Here is a 23,844-nt window from a genome sequence, read left to right on the forward strand (position 1 = left end):
TATCAGACCGATAAGTAAGGAAGCCGGCCATTTCGATGGCCGGCTTTTTTCATGCCAGTAATAATTTTCCGGTTTTTTAATCAGGCTGGCCGATGCTAATTTTTGAATCCTTACCCAGCCATTGAGCGAGGGCTTTCAGATCTTTGCGGACAGGGTCCCCTGCAAGGCTTGCATGGCTTTCATCAAACCACAGCGTCAGGCAATCACCGTCAAGGCGTAAGGTGCTGGCGAGCATAGACGTTCTGGTGCCACCCCCCATTCGCCGGCACAGCCTGACTGCCAAACCCCATGCTATTGCAGAGGAAATCGACTGATCGCTGGCTATACCGGTGATTTCAGATGGAAGTTCTGTTTGCCCGCAGGATGCGAGCAGAGCGGCGCCCAGCAATGCGCGATCTTCAACGGTCAGGCCGATCCACCGCTTGTGAAGCGCCCAGTCAATTGCGTTACGTTGGCGAAGATTGGGTTCGATACGGGCCAGCGCCAAGGCCAGCATAGTGCTGGACAGTCTGAGCCGTTCTGTATTGCGACCAGGGTTGCGAGCAATATCAGTACTCCACCCGGCGAGCATGGTCGCGCGTGTGATCGTTCCGCCGCGCGATGCTGCAAAATGCGTGACGCCGGAGAGAAGTGGGTCCTGTGATTTGGCCTCAGGTGCCAGTTGATCGTAGAGCAAGCCTTCGCGTAGTCCCCATGCCGAGAAAATGAGCGCATCGGGCTTTATTTCCGCCAGCATGATCCTCAACATTGCAGCCGCATCAGGTAAGGCAGCGGCACGGGAGGATGATATGCCATCGAACTGTGACAGTTCCTTAGGGTCTGTCTGGGCCACTTTCTTGGCGACCTTCTCTATGTCATCAACGTTCAGCACAAACCCATGCGGATCAGTGATGGATGAGCCGAGCTGCCGCAAAGTATAGCTCGCCAGCGCTCGCCATGTTCCGCCCACCATATAGAGCGGGCCAGGATGCGCCGTTGCCCATCCAGCCCCTTCAAATGCGCGTTCTACTGATGCTTTGAAGTTATCACTTCCCTGCTTGCGAAGGCCGGGAAGGCGCAAGGTGCCAAGGGGAAGGCTACAGCCGTCATGTGTCTGGTTGCCTTCGATGGCAATCAGTTCAAGACTACCGCCACCCAAATCAGCCACTACACCCTGCGCGCCGGGGAAAGAGGCAATGACGCCGGAGGCTGAACTGCGGGCTTCTTCTTCGCCGGAGAGCAAGCGTGGCTTGAGGCCGATTGCGCGAACCTTGTCGAGAAACTCTGCGCCATTTTCAGCGTCTCGCGCGGCGGCGGTTGCAACGGCCTGAACATTTTTGATGCCCAGATCTTCCAGCAAAACTGCATAACGGCGCAGTGCTGCAAGCGCGCTATCGGCAGCCTTATCGGGGATGCGTCCGGTTTCTGCCAGATCGCGCCCCAGTCGGGCGGACACTTTCTCATTCATCCAGACGAGCGGCGAACGCAGCGGTCCTCCATACACCACCATGCGCACAGTGTTGGACCCTATGTCAATGACCGCACGATCGGGCAGTTCTTCACGAACCTGATGAGAGCGGCTGAAGGAATTTCGTGTCATATAGCGCCTTTGCGCAACCTCAATTTGGGAACCGCGCTCACCGACAGAGCCGCACCACGACCTGAAAGTGACGGGTTGTTCATGAAATATTCGTGGCAGTTGAAACCTTCGCCATCGGTCTGACTATGCAATCTTGCGTAGCTACCATCCTCGGAAAGCTCCCAACTTTGTTCGGTGTCGAGCAAATTGGCGAGGAGAACTTGTTCGAGCACCTGATCATGAACAGTTGCGTTACGGATTGGGACGAGGGTTTCAACCCTTCGATTAAGATTCCGTGACATCGCATCAGCCGAAGAGATGTAAACACGCGCCCGACTGCTAGGGAGAGCATAGCCATTGGCAAAGGCCCAGATGCGGCTGTGCTCCAGAAAGCGTCCGATGATCGACTTGACGGTGATATTTTCAGATAATCCGGGCACACCGGGCCGCAGGCAGCAAATGCCGCGAATGACCAAGGTTATGTCGACCCCGGCGGCGCTGGCGGCATAAAAGCGGTCAATAATTCCCTGTTCTGTCAATGAATTGAATTTCGCCCAGATCGCCGCAGGCCTGCCTGCCTGTGCATTTTCAATCTCATGATCGATCAGCTCATAGAGCTTTTCACGCAGATCAATCGGTGAAATGGAGAGAGCTTCTGTCTTATGCGGTTCAACATAGCCGGTAACGAAGTTGAAAAGCTTGGCAGCATCACGGCCGATTTTAGGGTCGGCTGTAAAGAAGGAAAGGTCAGTGTAAATCTTGGCGGTAACGGGGTGATAATTCCCGGTCCCGAAATGGCAGTAGGTTCTGTAGCCATTCTTTTCCTGTCGAACGACCATGGAAACCTTTGCATGGGTTTTCCAGTCCACGAAACCATAAATGACCTGCACACCTGCACGTTCAAGCTGGGATGCCCAGTGCAGATTTTGTTCTTCATCGAAGCGCGCCTTCAATTCCACAACAGCGGTGACAGACTTGCCCGCTTCCGCTGCTGCGATCAGTGCCGCAATCACCGGAGATTGATTACCTGCGCGATAAAGTGCCTGTTTGATGGACACAACCGCCGGATCTTCGGCCGCTTGCCGAATGAAATCCACCACCGCTTCGAAACTTTCGTAAGGGTGCTGGATGATGATATCCTTCTCCCGGATCGCGGCGAAGCAATCCCCATCATGCTCCATAATCCGTTCAGGATAGCGTGGGCTATAGGGCTCAAACTTCAGATCGGGCCGGTCTTCATCGACGACTGCGGAGAGGCGCGATACGCCCAGCATGCCTTCGACCTTGGTGATGAAAGCGTCATCTACACCCAATTTATCATGCAGCAGTTTTTCAGCTTCGGGATCGAAATTATAGTCGATTTCCAGCATGATCACACTACCGCGCCGCCGCCGCTGAATGGCGCTGCGGAAATAGCGGACGAGATCTTCGGCCTCTTCTTCCACTTCGATATCGCTGTCTCGCAACACGCGGAACACGCCGTCACCTTCAACCCGAAATCCGGGGAAGAGCAAGTCGGCAAAGCGGCAGATAATGCTTTCAATAGGAATATAGGTCGCATCATCACCGGGTATCCGCACAAAGCGCGGCAAGGCGTTGGGGATGAGGACCATCTCCACCAACTGACTTTCATCTTCAAGTCGGGCGATGTTGAAGAGAATGCCCATTCCCATATTGGCGACGAAGGGAAAGGGGTGGGCTGGATCAAGGGCTTGCGGCGTTAGAACCGGTACAATGTGATCGAGGAAATAGCGTCGCAGCCAGTGCAGATTTTCTGCATTGATCCGCTTTTCATCAGCGATATGCACCCCCTGATTAGCGAGGAGGTTGCGGAGATCTGCCAGAGTTTGCTGCTGAGTGTTCTCCAATTCTCGTACTTTGGTACGGATCGCGGTGAGTTGCTGCGAAGGCGTGCGCCCGTCAATCGAAGTCTTCTCAATTCCCCGGCGTGCCTGGCCTGCCAAACCTGCCACGCGGATCATCATGAATTCATCGAGATTGCTGCCGGAAATGGACAGAAAGCGCAGACGCTCCAGCAGCGGGTAATTAGGATTGGCCGCTTCAGCCAGAACCCGCTCATTGAAAGACAGCCAGCTTAGCTCACGATTGAAATATTTGTCCTGCGGGGCGAACGTTTCGGAAGGCGTTGGTTCAGCTGAAGGTGAGGTCATTGCATCCATCGAGTTGGTCGAGTTGGCTTGTCTCTGACTAGGGGTTACTACAGTTTATTGACGCCCACTATAGAGCGACAGGCATTTTCATGCCTTTTTGCATCGGATAGAGGGCTTGCCGTCAAAGAAGGTCTGAGGTTTTCGCTATGGCGCTGATACCTCTTTTCCCTTCGCTACGGCCCAATTGCACGATCACATCGATGACGGAGCAGGCGTAGGCCACCGTATCTTCTCGGGTCAGCCCGATTCCGGTCTGCATCACCATCAGCGCCAATTGTTCGAGCGCGCCGCCCACACTGTTAGCGTGAATGGTTGAGAAACTGCCCGGATGGCCTGTATTAATGGCGCGTAAAAAGCTCACGCTTTCTGTGCCACGCAATTCGCCCAGCACAATCCTGTCCGGGCGCAAACGCAAGGCCGCCTGCAAAAGCTCGTTTGCCGTGACCTTGGCTTCACCCAATTCGCCTTTGACAGCCACCAGACCCACGCCATTGGCACCGGGCAGGCGCAATTCGGGCGTATCTTCCACCAGAACGACCCGTTCCTGCACTGGAATCTCTCCCAGCATTGCATTGAGAAAGGTCGTTTTACCAGTGGAAGTGCCGCCGGAAATGAGGATGGTCTTGCGCGCTGCAATGGCGGCCCGAAGAAAGGCAATCGGTTCGCTTACAGCATCAGGCATGGCCGGTTCTATCGGTGGAGAGAGAGGGCCGGTGTCATAGGCATCAAGCGGCAAATCCAGCCTGCGATGACGGCGGATGGCGATAGCCCAATGCTTGCGCGTTGCAGGTGGTCCACAAAACTGAATACGGGCACCATCCGGTAAAGTGGCGCCCAGCAAGGGATGTTCACGATTGATGCCTTGATGGCTGACGCGAGCGACCTGTTCAGCGAGGCGCTGGATCAGGCGATCATCAATTGTGGAGGTTTCAATCCGTTGCATACCCGGATGGGCGGCATCTTCCACCCAGATTTCGCCGGGCTTGTTGACGAGGATTTCCGTTACCGTATCGCGGTCGAGCCATTGGCGGAATGGCGCGAGATAGGCGTCGAGATAGACGCTTTGCCCAGTGATGGCTGGTTGCTCGGCAACGGAAGGAATCTCTCCCTCTACCGTCATAGGGGCCATATCATCTGGTCTCATCATGGCGAGACTGTGCAGTTCGGCGCTCATGAAAAGCTTACAGGCGGGGTGCGCGGGAGAAGTCGAGATCGCGCGCGGTAAAGACGCGGATCGGCTCTCCTTGCCGGACACGGACGGTCGGGCTGATCTGGCTATCCTGCGAAACAGCCGCAGCAGCGGCGCTTTGCCCACCGCCGCCCAGTACAACTGAGGCGCTACCGGTGGCGATATTGGAGAGGCCACCGATGACTGAAAGCAGCATGGCCGAACCAAAACGCTTGAAGAAATGGCTATCAACCTTGCCCGGAAGGCCCGCGGTGCCGTCAAAATCGGTGGCAGGTGAAGCAAGTTGGACCGACACGCCATCTGGCCGGATCAATCGGGTCCAGATGACATAGGCGCGCTTTTGCCCGTTTTGCAGGCCGGACTGATATTGCCCGATCAGGCGTGAACTGCGTGGCACGAGCAGGCGGCTTCCATCATAGCTGCGTACATCCTGGCTCACCACCGCGCGGACATAGCCGGGCACATCGGTATTGATGGCGGTTTCCAGAATTGCCGGAATTAAGGTGCCTTGTGTTACAGTGGTAGCTGGATCGATATCTGCCCGAGCCTGCGCAGGCCCGCCACCGACACCGCCAATCCGGCTGGCAAAATCAATGGCCGAATTTCCGCTGGCCTGACCCGGTGCAGTCGTTCCTGCAAGCGGGGCGGGAAGATTGCTAGCGTCAAACACGACGGTGGGTGAATTATGCGGATTAGCCGCCTGATTGGGTGCAGTTTGAGGTGGTTGGGCAAGAACAGGAGAGGGGGCTGGGTCAGCGCGTTGCACCAATGCGGGCGCTTGTGCCTGTGGCTCCACCACCGCTGGCGCGGGGGCAGGGGTAGCAACATTAGCGGTCTGCCCCGCAGTGGGCGATGGTGCCGCTGCCTGTTGGTCCGCTTCCATGCGCGAGGCATTAAGGCCCCAAATAGTGGCGGCGCCAAGCAGGGCGACGATGCCAATCCCGGCTGCCAGCCCCATCGCATCCGAACCGCGTTTCCTGGCGGCTACCTGCGGATAGGCTGTTCGGCTGGCGAGGTCTATAATGTCAGCAGAGGCACCTTCACGTGGGTCTTTGTCTGCCTGAGCGGCGTTGTTACCCTTGACGGGCATTCGCATAGCAAGGCGCATTATTTCACCTCCTCAGCATGAGCGAAGGAGCGCTTGGTATCGCGGCTGCTTTCGCGGACAGGGCCGTTGTTGGTCAGTGTGGCGGTATTGGGGCCAGAGCGGAGAATAATTTCGCGTGGAACCCCGTCCACCACGATGACATCATTGCGCACGGCAAAATTTACCGGGCCTTCGGTACCCTGCTGATTTTTCACCAGAATAGCTGGTATCGGGCGGCCGGCTGGCCAGGTCAGAAACGTGGCGTCACCATCATCATAGGCTTCGACTGGCAGCAGTTTCGCATCGCCTGCACCAGTCCATTTGCGGTTCAGCTCTGCTGGATCAACCACCGCATAGGGATCAGTTGCAGCGGCTATTTCCACCGCATTCGGGGCAGGGGCGGGCATATCCTTCTGCGGTGCCGTCTTTACCTTTTCCGGGTAAGAAAACGCCAGCACATAAAGGGGTGTTGCTTTGCCGGAAGCGTCCAGATCGAAATAATAATTATGCTGATCAGTGACCACGGTCATGTTGGTCTTGGCATTGGCTTCAAGCGGTTTGATGAACAATAAGTTCGCGCGTTTATTTGGTGTCACCTGCCAGGCGTTGGAATCGCCAATGGCAACGTTTTCAATATGCTCATCATCGCCAAATTCGATGGTTGCCTGCACATTCACCCGGCCTTGAATGCGTACGACCTCATCTGATTTGTAGAGGTGGTTCACCAGACGCGGATCGGCATGGGCAGGATTGGTGAGGGTCAGGGCACATAAGGCTGCCCCTGTCCAGAGACCTCGGTTCATTTCAGTTTCTCCGAAAAACGGGCTGGCGCGGCGCGAAAACGGCTGCCGACGCCTTTGGCACGCGATGTTCTGGCCCCATGCGCGGCGGGAGCTGCTATCGCGCTTGATGCTAACCCATTTGCAATAATGCGGGTTGTGCGATGGCTGCTGCTACCGGACGTTCCACTATCGTTGGCGGCCAGTGTCGCCATCGTTGCCGGAACGCGGATCTGGCGGTTTGTTGTGGGAACTGGCTGTGGGGCCGCCACCGTCGTAGCGACATTGCTGCGTGCCGCAGTGGCATTGGCACTTTCTTTGCCTTCACCGGCAAGACCAAACACACTCCAGCCGCCGACCATGGTTCCAGCCACTTTCATGACCAGCACCATCAAGGCCATATGGACAGCGCCGATCACAAAGAAGGCCATCGCAGCACGTGGATCAATTTGCCCCGGCGTGGCGGAGAGGGCAGACAGAACCGGAACAGACAGTTCCAGCATCAGTGAACCGGAAAGAACAGCGAAAAGCGGGGTCATGGCCAGCAGAACAACGCCTTTCACCCAGCCAGTGAATAATCCGCGTGTGGCAGGGAAAAGTGCCAGAACCACAAATACCGGACCAATCGCGAGCAACACGGCCAAAGCAATTTTGGCGGTGACCAGCACGCCCACCGTGCCGAGCAACAGCAATGTTCCGCCCAGCCATAGGAGACCCTGCGGAGAAAAGGTGGAGGTTGCACCCTGGGCTGCATTGGCTTGTCCGCCAGTCGCTTCTATCAAGGCAGTGAAAACGACATCAATCTTGGCAGCAAATATATCGGTGGCGGAGCCTTTGGTGCCCATCAACACGCCAGCAATTTCATTGGGCGCGCCCGTTGCCAAATTCCACACCACTCCTTGATAGGCGACCCAGCTTGTGGCGAAGGTCAGCACCAGACCGATGGTCATCATGCGGGGAGTCAGGCTGGAAATGCCGAGGCGGCTGCGTCCGGTCAGCAGAGAAAGGGCGAAAAATGCGATGTAGAGCGTCAGCAGAATGGTCAGTGCTGGCATCAGCGCGCCATGGGTGCCGAACAACCGCCCGAAGGCAGAGCTGGTCATTTCATTGGCGACGCAATCGACCGCATGGAGCGAGGCGGCCACCCCGCTGCCGACACTATCCATCGCCATCTGGCAAGTGGCGTCGGTCATTCTGCCGCCTCCCAAACGCTGTAGCCATCTTCACCCTCTTCATCACCGGGCCAAGGGTGGCCGGTGAGAATGGGGAACCAGCGAGCTGGATTATCACCCACAGTGGCCCGGATGGCATCAAGGCGGCGAACCGCGCTTTCCCGGCCGGAAAGGATAGTCAGAACCTCCGGCGATCCGGACAGGTCGAGCCGGGCGACCACACTGGCATCAGGCTGGCGCACCAGGAAGCAACGGCTATGGGCGGGCAGGGACCGGATCAGTTCCAGCTCATGCTCGGTCAGGCCGAAACCATCGCAATAGTCTTCCGGCCGCGCCCGCGAATTGGGCATGAAGATCATCGTGGCGGTTTGTTCAACCAAGGCAGTGGCAATGCGGCTTTCCAGAGCATCGCGCGCGCTCTGGGTTGCGAAACCGACCAGCGCATTGCGTTTACGCAGAGTTTTGAGCCAATCCCGAATGCGGGCGGCGAAAACTTCATCGTCGAGCGCCTTCCATCCCTCATCGATCAGGATCATCGTGGGCTGACCGTCCAGACGCTCATCGATCCGGTGGAACAGATACATCATCACCGGTGTTCGCAAGCGCGGATTTTCCAGCAGTGCTGTCATGTCAAAGCCAAGCACGCGCTCAGACAGATCGAGTTGATCCTGGGCATTATCGAACAGCCAGCCATTTTCGCCATCTTCGATCCATGCGCACAGACGGTCGGCCAGGTCACCGGGTTGTGGGCGGCGTGTGCCGGAAAGCAGTTCCTTGAAATGGCGCAGGCGGCGCAAGCATGGATCGTTGGCATAGGCGGCATCCACTGCATGGCTCAGCATTGCCAGTTCTTCCGGGCCTTCCGCTTTCAGCATGACGCCAAGCCAGTCGCGCAAAAACGCGCGGTTTGCAGGCGTGTCGGGCAGCGAAAGAGGGTTGAAACCTGAAGGTTCGCCCGAATGGATGCGCTCATAGCGGCCGTTAATTCCGCGGATGAACAATTCCGCTCCGCGATCCTTGTCAAACAGGATAGTGCGTGGGCTGAATTTCTGTGCTTGCGCGGCCAGGAAATTCATCACCACCGTTTTGCCAGAACCAGACGGGCCGATCACGGTGAAATTACCCAGATCGCCATTGTGGAAATTGAAGAAGAACGGCGTTGAACTGGTTGTCTGCAATAAGGTGACTGCATTCCCCCAGTGATTGCCTTCCGCTTGACCCAGCGCGAAGCCGTGAAGCGAGGAAAAGCTTGCCATATTAGCGCTGGAAATCATCGCGCGGCGAACAAGATAGGTCTCATTTCCGGGGAATTGCCCCCAAAAAGCAGGCTCCAGATTGGTGTCTTCACGCACCGAAATCGCCCCGGCATCAGCAAGTGTAGCAGCGCAGGCGGCGCTGGCATCATCAAGCCGGGCAAGATCGCGTTCACGCACCAGAACGGTGAGATGGTGATCGCCAAATGTGACCGATCCATTGCCCAGTTCATCACGCGCTGCCAGCATATCGGCGCGTTCTGCCTGTGCTTCTTCATCGGCTGAACGCAGGCGGCGCAGGGACAAGTCAATCTTCTCTCGTGCGGTTTGGCGTTCCTGGGGGGCAAAGCTCTCTGTCACAATCATTTCGAACGGCAGTCGCAACAGCGGGTCAATCAGGCCGGGCGATGTCGCTTCAGGATAGTCTTTGAGGCTGAGGATAGTGGCAAAGTCCGTGCCGTTCGCGCCGCGTAATTCCATTGCATCAAGACCGAAGCTTGCCCGACGATAAGGTAGCATCTGGCCAATGTCCGTTTCCTCTGTGGGGCGACGGACAGGGCGCATTTCTCCATTATAAAGCGCACTCAGCAGTTCCAGCAGCTCATTGTTCATCTGTCCGCTGGGGCCGGCATAATCGCTCAGCATTCTGGCGCCGTAATCGCCAAGTGATGCGGCAAAAGACTGGGCTGCTGCCCGCAATGAGCGCAGATCCTTGGGGTCAGCTTCCAACTGTTCCTGCCCGCGACGCTGCCACATTTTGCCAAGCTTCTCAGCCAGACCCGCCTTGCCACGCGCAGGGCGGCGGATCAGCGTGACGAACTGATCATTGATGAACAAAGATCCGCCAGCGAGTTTTTCGCGCCAGCTTTGATCGATATGGGCCGATAGAGTGTCATCAAATTGCGCATCCAGTTCCACTTCCACGCGGCGACGGATGACGTGATGATAGAGCACGAACCGCGCATCGAGGTTTGAACGCAGCATGATCTCACGCGTTGCCGCATGGGCATTCAGTGCTTCAGTGTCTTCGGTTTCAAACAACAGGCCCGGCACTTGCAAGGCGGTCATCAAAGAGCCATCGCGTAGCAGGATAGTCTGGTCATCAATCAGACGTGCATAGGGCAAGCGATCACCTGCCTGCGCTTCCTTCGCGCTCCAGGCGGCGGCTCCGAGCCATTTTTTTGACATTGTCGACCCCCTCATTTTACCGCGCTCAGGCGGCGTAGCTGTTGCAGCCCCAGCGCTTCCAATTTTTCACGCGTGAGCATTTGCTGACCTTGGTGATCCACAGGTCGAAAATGCGTGGTTCCCGAAGGCAGGCGAGATAGCCGACCCCGTGAATGCCAAGCGCTGCTGGCAGAGCCAGAAAGCTTCCGGTTATCAGGAATAATTCAGTGGTGACCGCAGCGTTGATGATAAAGAAATTATACGTCACGCCAGCGAACATTTGTGGCCGTGTCAAAGCACGGTGAACCCTGTGGCGGACAAGTTGAGACATCGCCGCCGTTCCTCAGCCGACCGCCGCAGCGGACTGGATGCCCGATACGATGGAAGCCGCGCCAAACAGCACGAAGCAACCGATGATGACAGTTGCGCCAAAGCGCCAGTTCATCCGGCCGGTCAGCATCATGAAGCCGACTGCTGCCACGGCCATGACAGCCACTGCAGTAGCCACATTACCGAGCATAGTGCCCTGAATCCAGCCAAGTGCTGCCACAATGGGCCCTGAACCTTGTGGATCTCCAGCGCTCTGCGCAAAGGCTGCGGACGGTAAAAGAAGGGCCGCCAATGCCATCAGGCCACGAAGGGGGCGGTTAAGTGCACGCATCAATTACTACTCCGGGAATGGTCAGCGAGGCGGCCAATGACCGACGCGACATAGTGTTTTGTTTCACGAATTTCCGGGATGCCACCTGCATCAAGCACGCGTTTTGGCCCCGCATTATAAGCGGCAAGCGCCTTTTCGATATCACCGTCAAAACGGTCAATCTGTTCGCGAAGATAGCGTGCGCCACCTTCGAGATTGGCAAACGGATCGCCTGGGTCAACGCCCAGTTCACGGGCGGTTCCGGGCATAAGCTGGGTGAGGCCACGCGCTCCGGCTGAAGATTTCGCATTGCTGCGCCAGCGGCTTTCCTGCCAGACGAGCGCTTCAATCAAAGCCGGGCTGAGGTCAAATCTGGCCGAAAGTTCTGCCACTTTGGCCGAGTACGTTGCAGGAATACCGGCGGAATGGCGCTGCAAATCTGCCACCGCACTGGCGGGAACTTCTATATCAACATTGTCTGGAACCGCTGCGCTATCAGGCGCATTCAGTGTCACATTGGGTCCGGAAATCCATGAGGGGCCATCATCGCCTATCTCAAGCACGTCAGCATAGGCAGGCTGGGCTATCACGCCAGCCATTCCCATCGCTGCCAGACTTTTCCAAAAAGATAGAATCACGTTGCCCTCCGAATACCCCTTTGGGTTAAGCGAATGACAAGATCGTGACAGATTTGCGGTAAGCCGGAGCGGTGCTCTTAAAGCAACACCCGCCAAGCCTGTAGCCAAGCGGGTGCCAGGATTTCAGCATGTTTTGAGGGAGCTGAAATGGATTTTTGATGCGATCACCGCATCGCAAGTGTGGTTTTGCTGTTCAGGTTGGCAAGGGCAAGTCGTGCGGCTTGCCGGGAATCCATCCAGCTACCATCTGCCAGTTCGAGACGGTATTGCGTGCCACTGGCCAAAGCTGCACGAAAGAACTTCGCGGCCTTCTTATAGTCACCACTCTGCGCATATGCTGTGCCCAGGTTGATGAGCCGCGCGGGGTCGTTTGCATATTCTGAGCGTCGCAGTTCTTCGATGGCCTCAGCCGAATCCCCTGCAGCCAATTGCTCAAACGCAACATTCATCTGTTCTGGCGGCATTTGCTGATCGGCAATGGCGGCGGTTGGCCCGATGGCGGTGGTCAGCAGTGAAGCAAATACAATTCCAATCATCACAATTCTCCCGGATTTTTCCTATGGTGTGAGATTGCGTCTGTAATCTGCAGACTGCAATAAAAATGTAATATTGTAATAGAACTGTAACATTTGGATTTTGAAGATCCTCATCCATCTTCGGGGGTGATCCGAAGAATGGCTTGGAATGTCACATCTGTCATTTCGATGACTTATGTAAACATTTCAAAATACGAACATTTTTGCAAAGAAACTGTCACGTCCACGGCCTAGCTGGCGAGTCGCGATTGCATTTCGCGATACTTGATTCTCAAGGTTGGGGGACCACCAGTGACACTTTTGACCCGTTCGCTCGTAATTGGCTGCAGCATGCTCGCATTATCTGCTTGTGGCCCCGAAGAAATTTCCTCGCCCGGTACGGGCGGCGATGTCATCATCAATCCGTCGCCAACACCAACGCCTGGCCCGACGCCTACACCGACACCCACGCCTACTGGCAGTGTCACGGCTGCGAGCGAGTGCCCGACGATCAGCGATCCTGCCGGTCTGACTGACAGCGGCGTTATCAACGTTCCGCAAGGAACAGTACGCGTTTGCACTCTGCCTGCCCGCATTAATGCATCTTCAACACTGCCATATACATCGGGCGTTGCTTATCGCATGAATGGCCGCGTGGATGTGGGTACGGATGGTGGTTTTGCTGCCAGTGCAAGCGACACCAATGTTACGCTCACTATTGAGCCTGGTGTTGTTGTTTATGCAGGGACAGGCGTTTCTTATCTGGTCGTCAATCGCGGCAATAAGATCAACGCGGAAGGTACAGCAACCAACCCGATCATCTTCACATCCGAACAGAATATCCTTGGGAATACGTCTGATACGGACCAGGGGCAGTGGGGCGGCGTTGTGTTGCTCGGCCGTGGTAAAATCACAGATTGCGATACGGGGACGGCTGCATCAGAAAGCAACACCAGTGCAACCAATTCCTGTCAGCGGGATACGGAAGGCGCTTCTGATCCGGCCCTGTTCGGCGGTAACAACGATAGCGATAGCAGTGGCACCATGAAATATGTGCAGATCCGCTATTCCGGCTATGTGCTGTCTTCCGATAACGAACTCCAGTCCCTTACCCTTGGCGGTGTCGGCAGTGGAACGGTTATGGAAAACATCATGAGCTTCAACAGCTCTGATGACGCGATTGAAGCCTTTGGCGGCGATATTCGTGCAAAGAACCTGGTGTTGATCGGTGCAGATGACGATAACCTTGACACCGACACCGGCGTTCGCGGCTTCATTCAATATGTCCTCGCAGTTCAGCGCAATGGCGCTGGCGATGCCATGATTGAAGCCGATTCCAACAATTCCAATATCGCTGATCTTCCACGTCAGGATATCGTTGTTTCAAACGCAACTTTCGTTCAGCGCGACAGTGGCTCCGACCTTGCTGCAATGTTGATCCGGGGTGCTGCTGACTACACCTTGCTGAACTCTGTGGTCTATGCTCCGACCTATGCTTGCCTTCGTATCAGTCTGCCGGAAACACTTCGTGCGGCTGACGCCACCATTGATGAAAATGGTCCGCCTCAGTTCCGTTCCGTTGTGATGACATGCCAGACACCGTTCATTGTGAACAGCAATGGCAGCGACGGCAATACGGCTGCGGATGTTGAAGCGGCCTTCGGTTCAGGCAGCAACAATAATGATGCCAATTTCACTTCAAGCCTTCTGTTGACGACCTTCGCCAACGGCTCGAATGAAAATGCCGTCGCTGTGACGAACCCGACATCTTACTCCAGCTTCTTCACCAACCCTGCGCATATTGGTGCGGTCTTCACGGGGTATGACAGTTGGTACAAGGGATGGACCTGTGACAGCACTGCCGCTGACCTAGGCGCTGGCAAGAGCTGCGCCAGCTCACCTGTCACCTGAGTATTGCAAGCAAAATTTGCATGATGGGGGATGGCCGAAATCCGGTCATCCCCCTCACTTGGTTACGATTTCCCGGGGGAAAAGAGATGTTCAAGCCACTTTGGCTTTACCGCACGCTGCTGGTCACGACAGCTGTCACCGTGCCCGGTCTTGTTCATGCACAAGATACTAACACTACTGCCATGCCGCCTCAGCCTACCGAAGAAGTAGAGCAGCAGGCAGAAGAAGCTTCTGCGCCAGACATTTCTGCACCTGGTGAAATCATCGTGACCGGCCGCGTGAACCGCGATCCGGTTCGCTCTTCGGATCAGGTGGTTTCTGTTCTTTCTACCGAGGACATCGCGCGCACGGGTGAAGGGGATATTGCTGGCGCACTTGGCCGGGTGACGGGCCTTTCCGTTGTTGGCAATGGGTTGGTGTATGTGCGCGGTCTGGGTGATCGATATTCACTCGCCTTGCTCAATGGTCTGCCGCTGCCAAGCCCCGAGCCGCTGCGCCGTGTTGTGCCGCTCGACATCTTCCCGACAAATATCATTGCTTCTTCTGTTGTTCAGAAGAGCTATTCTCCCAATTATCCCGCTGAATTTGGCGGTGGTGTTATCAATCTCACCACGATTGCTGTGCCGGAAGAGAGCTTCCTTACAGTGGGTGTAGGCGGTTCGGCTAATACTGAAACAACGTTCCACACAGGCTATAGCTATTACGGTTCAGGCAGTGACTGGACGGGTTTCGATAATGGAACACGGAATATTCCTCCGCAGCTCAATGCCTTTCTCGCCAGCGGTAAGAAAATCAGTGATAGCTCGATCGATAAGGCTGCCATCATTGGCGAATTTGCTGATCCTAACCTTGTTCTGACTCAGAAAATGAACCATGTGCCAGCCAATTGGTCCGGCTCTCTTACAGGCGGAACGGCCTTTGATGTGGGTGATGCACGTGTCGGTGTGATCGCTACGGCATCTTACAGCAATGACTGGCGCACGCGCGATATCACACAGCAATCAGCCGCTCTGGCCGATCTTTCGATTTTGAAAGATGATTTCCGCACTGTCAGCACTGATAATAATATTACGGTCAACGGAATGCTCGGCATTGGCGTTGAATTGGGCCGCCACAAGTTCCGTTTCACCAACCTCTATATCCGCGACACGCTGAAAAACACGCGCCTGTCCGAAGGGCGTAATATTGGTTCAGGTTATGACCGCTTTAATCAGGATACCGCCTGGATCGAGCGGCAATTGATCGATTCGCAATTTGTGGGTGAATTGCGCTTCGGCAGTTTTGGCATCGATTTGCGTGGCGGTTATGCCAACAGCCAGCGCGAATCTCCTTTCGAAACCAATTTCCAATATGTTCGCACGAATTTGGAAAATGATCCTTACGGGGATATCTTTGTTAACCGTCTGAACAATGGGCAGGAAGGTTCTGCATCCGTTGCCTTTTCAGACCTTAATGAAGATCTGTGGTACGGCGGCATAGATGTGAGTGGCCTTGTGTGGCCACGTCTCACTCTGACCGCAGGGTATTCTTACACGGATACTTATCGCAAATCCTCCCGGCGGCAGTTCCAGATCGTCGCGCCAAGTAATTTTGACATTGGCGTGGGGGCGTTCCGGCCTGATTATCTGATCCAGCATTCAGTTGCTGAATATTACAATTATTCCTTGGTCGAAACGACCGAAAGTGACCCGGCCTTTGCTGCTTCCTTGCGTATCCATGGAGCTTACGTGAAGGCCACTTGGGAACCTGTTGATGCGGTGAGCCTCGATTTTGGTGCGCGTTTTGAAACGGCTGACCAGAATGTTCGCCCTATGCAGATGTTCCTCACACCCAGCAGCTCAACGGCTGGCACGAGCCTGTCACATGATTATTATCTGCCCGCTGCAACCATCACCTGGGATGTCGCTGACAAGCTGCAACTTCGTCTTAATGCCTCCAAGACCATCGCCCGGCCTCAGTTCCGTGAGTTGATCTTCCAACTGTATTACGACCCAGAGGCAAACCGTGAATATCGTGGCAATCCATTCCTGAAGGACAGCAAGCTGACGAATGCGGAAGTCCGGCTTGAATATTACATGTCGGGTCAGGACAAGATCTCCCTTGCCGGTTTCTGGAAGAAGATCGATAATCCGATCGAAACCTTCATCCGGTTTGGCGATAACGGCTCACGCGGATATTTCGCAAATGCGCCTGAAGCCAAGCTTTATGGTGCCGAATTTGAAGCGCGTAAATCGTTTGATCTTTATGATCTGGGCGGAAAATTCTTCTCTGATCGCAGTCTGTTTACGCAGGTAAACTACACCTATAGCCATTCAGCACTGGTTGTCGGCGAGGGCGATACGGTGGATGTCTATCCTACGGTCGGGATTCCGGCGCTGGCTCAATTCAGAGATGGTGCGCCACTGACCGGGCAATCAGATCACGTGGCCAATCTTCAAATCGGCCTAGAATCGCAGGACGGGCTTTCACAGCAGACATTGCTGGTGAATTATGCCAGCAACCGGGTAACGGGACGAGGTGACAATCTTCTGCCGGATATTATCGAATCCCCCGGTATCAAACTCGACTTTGTCTGGCGTCAGGGTATTAAGCTCGGCGGAATTGATACAGAGTGGAAGTTTGAAGCCCGAAATATTCTCAATCAAAACTATGAAGAATATCAGAAAAATGCTGATAGGCGGATTGATGTGAACAGCTACGATCTTGGGACGACGTTCAAAATGTCTGTCTCAGCCAACTTCTAAAGAGCCACCCACTCGGCCCGGTCGCAACTCCATGCGGCCGGGCCTTTTTCTTCTGAGTGCAAAAGGCGCATTAAAAAACCCCGCAATTTGCGGGGCTTTATATTGCTTGGGCTAAGTGGTGATTATCCAGCGTCGAGGACATAGCCTTTCGCATGGACAGTGCGCAGCAATTGCCCGGCACCGACTGATTTTAGGCCGCTGCGCAAGCGTTTGATCCACACATCCACGGTTCGCAAATCAATCGGCTCGCCCTTTTTACCAAGGCCTTCAATCAAGGTTTCACGAGAAAGAACCTGATTGGGATTCTCCAACATATAACGCAGCAGGCGAAATTCATTCGGGCGTAGTGAAATGGCGTGCTCCTGCCAGCGAGCCTGTTCGGCCCCCAGATCGATCACAAAATCTCCCACTGAAATCATATGATGCGGGCTGCGGACACTTCTTTGGGAGTGGAGGGCCATCACGCGGTCAAGCATCTTCGTCCGATCAACCGGACCGATGGTGTAATCATCCGCTCCGGCCTTTAAAGCACGACGGCGATCCTCGGCATCGTCCTGTTCCAGAACCATGGTGATATGGGCATCGCTGAGCCGCGCATCTGCCCTGAGACGGCGGCACATTTCAAGGCCTGAAAGCTCTGGCAGGACCCAGTCCACAAAAACCCAAACCGGCCCTTCGATCAGGCCGTTAGGCCCAGTGGAAGGGAGGTTCTCAAAAGTAAAGTTCACTCCATTGTGGCTAAAGTCAGCAAGTTGCAGACTGCCAGCATCAGTTGTGTAGATTTTCACGCATTCCATCGAAGCAGCCCCCGGTACTACCCGGTGGTCCTGCCGCGCTGATGTGACTGCTCTATGACTATATTACGCTGTGAGAGCAGCTTTTTGTCATTCTCTGCTCAAAGGAGCTTCGGGCAAGGAGAACTTTAGCTCCAGCGTCGCCCGAACCTCACGCATAGCGAAATAAGCGGCGGGACCAGAACGAGCGACAACACCACTTTGGACAGCGCTTGCCCGGCAATCAGATTGCCGATCGGGCGCACACCGTAAAAGGCGACCGTGATAAAGATCAGCGTATCAACCACCTGGCTCAACATGGATGCAATCGCACCGGGCAGGGCGATGACGCGATTTTCGCCCTTGGTAAGCTTGTCGAAGACGTAGACATTGATCGTCATGGACACGCCATAGGCGATGATACCTGCGACCATGAGGCGCCAGCTTTGCCCCAACACGATGGGGAAAGCTTCTTTAGCCGGTTCGTACATTCCGGCGTCAGTTGGCAGTTGGAGGACGATCCAGGTGAGGATGATGGCTGTCCCGAGTGGAACAAAGCCAAAGCGCACCAACCGGTTAGCTGTCTCTCGACCATAAAGCACCGCTACCGAACTCGATAAAGTCACGAGCAGCAGGAAGGGGAAGATTCCAGCCTCCACCGCCAAAGGTCCCAAGGCCACCTGCTTGGAGCCCAGAACGCCTGCAATGCAGGTCATCCCGCCATAGAGCAGGGAATAGAGGAACAGGGGAAGAGGGATTGCCGGTGGAGTGGTCGAGGTTTGCATGGACGCTCTGCTATTGCCTGAAACAGAAAAAGGGAAGAACCCGTTAAAAAAGCGGCCTTATCCTTTGACCTTGGCGCGCGACTGCGCAATGTGGTCCTTTACCGAGATATTCAACGGATTTTCATGCCGCCTCTGCTCATAAATGTCTTCGGCATTGCCGTCATACTTTTGATCGCCTTTGCTCTGTCCACTGGTCATCGTCGGATCAATCTTCGCGTAACAGGCTCTGCTTTCCTCCTGCAAATCGGCATGGCTGCGCTGGTTTTACGCGCCCCGTGGGGGCGTGAGGCCATTCAGACAATGGCCCACGGCGTGGCGGAATTGCTGTCTTATGCAGATCAGGGAACGCAATTCCTGTTCGGTGCGAATGATGGCAATCCGCTGTCCAACAGCTTCGCGCTGGGTGCTTTGCCGGTGATTGTTTTCTTCGCTGCACTGGTGTCGATTCTTTACCATCTGGGCATCATGCAGCGTGTCGTGCGGTGGCTGGGCGGTGCTATTGGATGGCTGACGGGCATTTCTCCTGTCGAGTCGCTTGGTGCGGCGGCCAATGTTTTTGTCGGCCAGTCTGAAAGCCCCCTGGTGGTGCGCCCTTATCTTGCCGGTCTTGCGCCATCACGTTTGTTCACTTTGATGACGGTGGGCATGTCAGGTGTCGCCGGCACCATTCTGGCCGCTTATGCTGGATTGCTGGGGGAAGCCTATCTGCCTTATCTGCTGGCGGCTGCTTTTATGTCGGCGCCGGGGGGTATCCTGATGGCGAAGATCATCATGCCCGACGATGGCCCGGCCTCTGCTGCCGCAGAGGGGGAAGTCTATTCCCTGCCGGAAAGCCGGATCAGCGGAGAAGGGCCAGCAGCTTTGCATGAGACCGGGCATTCTCATCGCGAAGTGGAATTGGCTGAGACATTTGAAGAAGGGCACAAACCTGCCAACATCATCGAAGCGGCCTCACAAGGTGCGCAGACGGGTGTCAAGCTGGCCGTAGCCGTTGGTGCGATGGTGCTGGCATTTGTTGCTCTGGTGGCTTTGGCTAATGGTCTACTTGGCTGGGTAGGGAGCTGGTTTGGTTATCCCGATCTGTCTTTCCAGCTCATCGTGGGGACAGTGTTTGCCCCTGTTATGTATCTTCTGGGTATCCCTTGGCAGGAAGCGCAGATTGCCGGTGGAATGTTTGGGACGAAGATCGTTCTCAACGAATTTGTGGCCTTTATTCAACTGGGCAATATGGGACCGGAAGTGCTTAGTGACCGGAGCCGTGCGATCATCACTTTCGCGCTCTGCGGATTTGCCAATTTCAGTTCGATCGCCATTCAGATGGCCGTGACGGGTGGGCTTGCTCCCAACCAGCGGCCTGTTATCGCCAAGCTGGGCCTTCGGGCCCTCGCTGCCGGCTCGCTCGCCAATTTGATGAGCGCTGCACTGGCAGGAATTTTCCTTCAATTATAAGATAGTATCATGTCCGACATTGCATCTGTTTCACTGGAACGCTCACTTGAGGATATGGCTGATGAACTCGGCCAGTCTTTTGGCGAGTATGGTTTTGCCATCGTTCGCAATCACGGTATTTCCGCCGAATTGATTGATCGTGCGTGGAAAAAGTGTGAGCAATTCTTCGCTCTTCCTGAAGATGTGAAACGCAGTTACTTCCTCGCCGGGAAGGGCGGTGCGCGTGGTTATACTCCGTTTGGAACAGAGCGCGCCAAGGATGCCAAGATTAACGATCTCAAGGAATTTTGGCATGTTGGCCGCACATTGCCGGCCGGTGATCCGCTTGAAGAATTCATGCCGCCTAATGTCTGGCCCGCTGAAATTGATGGTTTTCAGGAAACTTTTGAAGAGCTTTACCAGGCTTTTGAAAATACCGGGAAGCGTATTCTCTCTGCAATCGCTCTTCATCTGGGTTTGGAGGAAGATTTCTTCGACCCCACTATCGAGAATGGCAATTCAGTGATGCGCCTGCTGCATTACCCACCCGTAGCCGAAGGCAATGAAGGGGCCATTCGCGCTGCGGCGCATGAAGATATCAACACCATCACATTGCTGCTGGGGGCGGAGGAATCTGGCCTCGAACTGCTTTCGCGTGAAGGCAAATGGATCGCGGTAAAGCCTTCGGAAGGCGCTCTGGCAGTGAATATCGGCGATATGCTGCAGCGCCTTACTAATGGCAAAATGCGCTCTACTACGCATCGCGTGGTGAACCCCGTCGGTGATGCGGCGAAACGTTCACGCTATTCCATGCCGTTCTTTTTGCACTTCCGGCCCGATTATATGATCGAGCCGCTGGAAAGCTGTTTCGATCCGGAGAACCCTGAAAAGCGTGAAGAACCCATCAGTTCGCATGATTATCTTATGCAACGGCTGCGGGAAATCAATCTGGTCTGATCGCGCAATTATCGCATGAAAAAGGGCGGGGCCGTCGTGGCACCCGCCCTTTTTTGTGGCGTAAATGGACGTGCTCAGAGCTTGGCTTCTTCGAGCTTCACCATGCGCCAGAGAAATTCCGTTGCAGGTGCCGTTAGCCCGGCTTTCCGTGCTGCGCGGACAATCGCACCATCGATCGCGTCCACTTCTGTGCGCCTGCCAGCCTTGATGTCCTGCAACATTGAGGGTTCATGGTCAGCATGATCTTTGGCGGACATTTCAGTCAGCTCCAGAATGGGTTCAGGCTGGATCGGCACGCCATTGGCATTGGCGGCGGCAACGCCTTCAAGCACCACATCGCGGATAATGGCTTGGCTTTCCTCATGCGCACCGAGAAAGCCCGGCGTGCGGCGGGTGAGGGTGCATAGCGGGTTCATTGCCGCATTAAAGATCGCCTTGGACCAGATCGCCGCAGCAATATCAGGATCGAGTGTTGCTGGAAGGCCGCCGGTATTCAGCGCATCAACCACCTGGGTGGCAAAACTGTCATCCGTGGTGAAGGCTGGATAAAGTTTCGAGCTGCCTTCCCCATGGGAGCGGATACGGCCCGGGCCAATGAGGTCAGAGGGCAACATGCTGACGCCGACCAGCACCCGTTCACGCTCCACATGGCGGGCCACGCTCTCATCATTGCCAAGGCCATTCTGCAGGCTCAGAATGTAGGTCTCCGGCCCGATATGATGGGCGATGCCTTCCAGCGCACGGTCTGTCTGGAATGTCTTGGTGAACAGCACCACAAGATCGGCTGTGCCATCTGCTGCAGCCGGTTGAACAGCCTTGATTGGCAAATGTTCAACTCCGGCGCGGGTATCGACTTCAAGCCCGTTGGTGTTGATGGCGTCGATCTGTTCCTGGTTGACGTCGACCAAGAGCACATTCCAGCCTGCACGATGAAAAGCAGCGCCATAGAGGCAGCCCATGGCGCCCGCGCCCAAAATAGTTACATTTGTCATCAGTTCATTCTGCCAGCAAATCTGCACCAAGCAAGAGCAGTAGTTTCACATCAATCGCGATTCCCGCTTTGCGTTGCTCTGCAATGAAGCTGCGAATATTGGCGAGGGGGACCCGGTGGACGGTAATGTTTTCGCCATCGATACCGCCACCTTCGCTCACCTTGGTGAGGCCCGTGGCTTTGAGCAGAGTAAAGCTCTCGCTGACCATGCCGGGAGAAGAGAAGAATTCGCCGCAATTTTCCCAATGGTCTGCATGATAACCGGTTTCTTCCTCCAGCTCCCGCGTGGCGGCAGTATCAGCACTTTCACCATCATTATCGCTACCATCGCCGACCAGACCTGCCGGCAATTCCAGGCAGCGGCTTGATAGCGGGATGCGATATTGCTCCACCAAAATGACATGGTCATGGTCGATTGGCAGAATGACAGCCGCACGGATGCCCTTGGCACGGCTGACATATTCCCAGCGCCCACGGGTTTTGGCCGTAATCCAGTCACCTTGCCAGGCGATCTCTTCCGGCGCGTCATGGTCAGGAGGCATCATAATTCGATCAGCCTGTCAGGAATTTCATTCTGGTCATCATCTGCACGCGGGAAATGGAGCGCCAGCACATCACCCACCCGGTCAATCGCGGCGACCATCCCTTCGGCAATCCGGCCTTCCTTCAATTCGGCCAGCATGGCGTGCATCGCTTCGCCCCAGACTTCGGCATCGACTTTTGAAGCGATGGCTTCGTCGGCGAGAATTTCTGCGCGATGTTCAGCCATGGAGAGATAGATGAGAATGCCTGTCCGGCCTTGCGTGCGGCTTTCCGCGCCCACTTTGAAAAGGTCAATCGCGCGGTCCTGCACACGCGCATCTTTCACGCGGCCAGGCACCAGAGCAAAGCGCAGCGGTGTCCAGAGCTGGGCCAGCCACACGAGCAAAAAAGCTACAATGCCCGTGGCCGCTGCGATGGCGAAGACTTCGTAAGGAACCCAATCTGCGTTCCATTCGCCATGCAACGCGCCGTACCAATGAAGGACCGGTTCTGCGATGAAGACCAGAAGAGTGAGCAGGGCAAAGCTGACAATCGCGGCCCAAACCAGCGCAATATCGCTATATCCGTCAGACTGCCGCGCCGTGATGGTGACAATTTCGCCGGAGCTTTTCAGTTCAGCTGCCGCCACGGCCGCTGTGACATGGGCATGCTGCTTTTCATTGAGGAAAGCCATTACCAGCTCCCCCCGGCGCCGCCGCCGTTGAAACCGCCGCCGCCGCCGCCGAAGCCGCCAAAGCCGCCGCCACCGCCGAATCCTCCGCCATCGGAGAAACCGCCGAAGCCACCGCGACCGCTGGAGTGGCGGGCGATTTCACTCGCGCCCCAGATCATCATCGGCAAAGCTGCGCCTGATCCGCTGCCGCGATAGCGGCGTCCTCTGCCGCCCCGTCCAAATACGCCAACAAAGAAAACGATCATCACGATCCAGAAGATCGCGCTGGCAATGGTGCCACCGCTGACTTCCTCGCTCTTCTTGCGGGCAGCCGCTTCTGCTTCTGCAATCGCTTTGGCCTGTGCCGGGTCCATATTTAGCACCTGGATGATCTGGCTGGTGCCGGCCATGATGCCGCCCGCCATATCGCCTGCCTTGAAGCGTGGGATGACATCATTGCGGATGATCCGCCCCGCCATCACATCGGTCAACGTGGTCTGCACACCGCGCGCGGTGGTGATCCACAATTGCCGTTCTTTTGGTGCTACAAGGAAGAGAACACCTTCTTCGGTGTCCTTGCCGCCTATTCCCCAGTTTTCAGCCAATTGCCGTGTGTAAGTTTCGATCGGTTCGCCATCGAGAGATGTCACCGTTGCAACGATAACAGCACGGCCCGTCGACTTATTATAGGCGCGTAGTTCCTGATCGAGTTGCTGTTTCTGAGCAGGTGAAAGCACATTGGCAGCATCAAGCAAAGGGCCTTCCGGGCGAGCCGGAAAATTTTGCGCAAAGGCGGTGGAAGCCATCATAATGGCGGCGAGCGCTGCCACCATGACAATAACAGCTCTCACCAAAACGGGGGAATAGAGGCGTTTTGTTAGCATTATGAAT

Annotated in this window: 21 protein-coding genes; 4 read left to right on the forward strand and 17 right to left on the reverse strand. The window is 55.5% G+C overall.

The features are described from left to right. Nucleotides 1-76 precede the first annotated feature (76 nt). From GRI39_RS02900 to GRI39_RS02950, 11 genes are all read right to left on the reverse strand, one after another. Nucleotides 77-1,579, reverse strand: a complete 1,503-nt coding sequence (locus GRI39_RS02900) for a Ppx/GppA phosphatase family protein (protein ID WP_160738175.1) — start codon at nucleotides 1,577-1,579, stop codon at nucleotides 77-79. Continuing rightward, the gene (locus GRI39_RS02905; RefSeq protein ID WP_246204837.1) at nucleotides 1,576-3,729 is read right to left on the reverse strand and encodes an RNA degradosome polyphosphate kinase; all 2,154 of its coding nucleotides are present in this window, start codon (nucleotides 3,727-3,729) and stop codon (nucleotides 1,576-1,578) included. Before GRI39_RS02905 ends, GRI39_RS02900 begins: the two co-directional genes overlap by 4 nt. 121 nt (nucleotides 3,730-3,850) lie before the next feature. Next, nucleotides 3,851-4,903 (reverse strand): P-type DNA transfer ATPase VirB11, encoded by a 1,053-nt coding sequence (virB11, locus tag GRI39_RS02910; RefSeq protein WP_425482320.1) that lies wholly within the window; start codon nucleotides 4,901-4,903, stop codon nucleotides 3,851-3,853. 7 nt (nucleotides 4,904-4,910) lie between these two features. Further along, nucleotides 4,911-6,014 (reverse strand): TrbI/VirB10 family protein, encoded by a 1,104-nt coding sequence (locus tag GRI39_RS02915; RefSeq protein ID WP_160738591.1) that lies wholly within the window; start codon nucleotides 6,012-6,014, stop codon nucleotides 4,911-4,913. 11 nt (nucleotides 6,015-6,025) lie between these two features. Continuing rightward, a complete protein-coding gene (locus GRI39_RS02920; RefSeq protein ID WP_160738177.1) occupies nucleotides 6,026-6,808 on the reverse strand; it encodes a TrbG/VirB9 family P-type conjugative transfer protein in 783 nt (260 codons plus the stop codon). Beyond that, nucleotides 6,805-7,977: a TrbL/VirB6 family protein gene (locus tag GRI39_RS02925; RefSeq protein WP_160738178.1), complete on the reverse strand. Its 1,173-nt coding sequence runs from the start codon at nucleotides 7,975-7,977 to the stop codon at nucleotides 6,805-6,807. The genes GRI39_RS02920 and GRI39_RS02925 overlap by 4 nt, the downstream gene beginning before the upstream one ends. Then, nucleotides 7,974-10,397 carry a VirB4 family type IV secretion/conjugal transfer ATPase gene (locus GRI39_RS02930; RefSeq protein WP_425482321.1) on the reverse strand — a complete coding sequence of 808 codons (2,424 nt, stop codon included), beginning with the start codon at nucleotides 10,395-10,397 and terminating at the stop codon, nucleotides 7,974-7,976. The genes GRI39_RS02925 and GRI39_RS02930 overlap by 4 nt, the downstream gene beginning before the upstream one ends. A gap of 25 nt (nucleotides 10,398-10,422) precedes the next feature. After that, nucleotides 10,423-10,707 (reverse strand): VirB3 family type IV secretion system protein, encoded by a 285-nt coding sequence (locus GRI39_RS02935; RefSeq protein WP_160738180.1) that lies wholly within the window; start codon nucleotides 10,705-10,707, stop codon nucleotides 10,423-10,425. Between the two features lie 12 nt (nucleotides 10,708-10,719). Continuing rightward, entirely contained in the window at nucleotides 10,720-11,037 is a 318-nt protein-coding gene (locus GRI39_RS02940; protein ID WP_211371448.1) for a TrbC/VirB2 family protein, read from the reverse strand. After that, on the reverse strand, nucleotides 11,037-11,621 hold the full coding sequence (locus GRI39_RS02945; protein WP_425482322.1) for a lytic transglycosylase domain-containing protein: 585 nt from the start codon (nucleotides 11,619-11,621) through the stop codon (nucleotides 11,037-11,039). Before GRI39_RS02945 ends, GRI39_RS02940 begins: the two co-directional genes overlap by 1 nt. Nucleotides 11,622-11,818: 197 nt before the next feature. Further along, nucleotides 11,819-12,190, reverse strand: a complete 372-nt coding sequence (locus tag GRI39_RS02950) for a tetratricopeptide repeat protein (RefSeq protein WP_160738181.1) — start codon at nucleotides 12,188-12,190, stop codon at nucleotides 11,819-11,821. A gap of 330 nt (nucleotides 12,191-12,520) precedes the next feature. Between GRI39_RS02950 and GRI39_RS02955 the strand changes: the two genes are divergently transcribed. Next, nucleotides 12,521-14,080 (forward strand): hypothetical protein, encoded by a 1,560-nt coding sequence (locus GRI39_RS02955; protein ID WP_160738182.1) that lies wholly within the window; start codon nucleotides 12,521-12,523, stop codon nucleotides 14,078-14,080. An 86-nt stretch (nucleotides 14,081-14,166) separates the two neighbouring features. Next, on the forward strand, nucleotides 14,167-16,824 hold the full coding sequence (locus tag GRI39_RS02960) for a TonB-dependent receptor domain-containing protein (protein ID WP_160738183.1): 2,658 nt from the start codon (nucleotides 14,167-14,169) through the stop codon (nucleotides 16,822-16,824). A 122-nt stretch (nucleotides 16,825-16,946) separates the two neighbouring features. Here GRI39_RS02960 and GRI39_RS02965 read toward each other — a convergent pair whose 3' ends face one another. Continuing rightward, entirely contained in the window at nucleotides 16,947-17,621 is a 675-nt protein-coding gene (locus GRI39_RS02965; protein WP_160738184.1) for a response regulator transcription factor, read from the reverse strand. A 125-nt stretch (nucleotides 17,622-17,746) separates the two neighbouring features. Further along, entirely contained in the window at nucleotides 17,747-18,382 is a 636-nt protein-coding gene (locus tag GRI39_RS02970; RefSeq protein WP_160738185.1) for a queuosine precursor transporter, read from the reverse strand. A 123-nt stretch (nucleotides 18,383-18,505) separates the two neighbouring features. Here GRI39_RS02970 and GRI39_RS02975 point away from each other — a divergent pair, with 123 nt between their 5' ends. Together GRI39_RS02975 and GRI39_RS02980 are read left to right on the forward strand one after the other, a co-directional pair. Then, nucleotides 18,506-19,831: a NupC/NupG family nucleoside CNT transporter gene (locus GRI39_RS02975; RefSeq protein WP_160738186.1), complete on the forward strand. Its 1,326-nt coding sequence runs from the start codon at nucleotides 18,506-18,508 to the stop codon at nucleotides 19,829-19,831. Nucleotides 19,832-19,840: 9 nt separating this feature from the next. After that, nucleotides 19,841-20,767: an isopenicillin N synthase family dioxygenase gene (locus GRI39_RS02980; protein WP_160738187.1), complete on the forward strand. Its 927-nt coding sequence runs from the start codon at nucleotides 19,841-19,843 to the stop codon at nucleotides 20,765-20,767. A gap of 74 nt (nucleotides 20,768-20,841) precedes the next feature. Here the strand turns inward: GRI39_RS02980 and GRI39_RS02985 are convergent, their stop codons facing one another. The 4 genes from GRI39_RS02985 to GRI39_RS03000 are packed head-to-tail and all read right to left on the reverse strand — an operon-like array spanning nucleotide 20,842 to nucleotide 23,837. After that, on the reverse strand, nucleotides 20,842-21,759 hold the full coding sequence (locus GRI39_RS02985) for a ketopantoate reductase family protein (RefSeq protein ID WP_160738188.1): 918 nt from the start codon (nucleotides 21,757-21,759) through the stop codon (nucleotides 20,842-20,844). A gap of 4 nt (nucleotides 21,760-21,763) precedes the next feature. Then, complete coding sequence (locus GRI39_RS02990; protein WP_211371406.1) at nucleotides 21,764-22,303, reverse strand: NUDIX hydrolase; 540 nt, start codon at nucleotides 22,301-22,303, stop codon at nucleotides 21,764-21,766. Further along, nucleotides 22,300-22,974: a TPM domain-containing protein gene (locus GRI39_RS02995; RefSeq protein ID WP_160738189.1), complete on the reverse strand. Its 675-nt coding sequence runs from the start codon at nucleotides 22,972-22,974 to the stop codon at nucleotides 22,300-22,302. The genes GRI39_RS02990 and GRI39_RS02995 overlap by 4 nt, the downstream gene beginning before the upstream one ends. Beyond that, entirely contained in the window at nucleotides 22,974-23,837 is an 864-nt protein-coding gene (locus GRI39_RS03000) for a TPM domain-containing protein (protein WP_211371407.1), read from the reverse strand. Before GRI39_RS03000 ends, GRI39_RS02995 begins: the two co-directional genes overlap by 1 nt. Nucleotides 23,838-23,844 lie beyond the last annotated feature (7 nt).

This window comes from Altericroceibacterium indicum (assembly GCF_009828105.1).
Taxonomy (GTDB): domain Bacteria; phylum Pseudomonadota; class Alphaproteobacteria; order Sphingomonadales; family Sphingomonadaceae; genus Altericroceibacterium; species Altericroceibacterium indicum.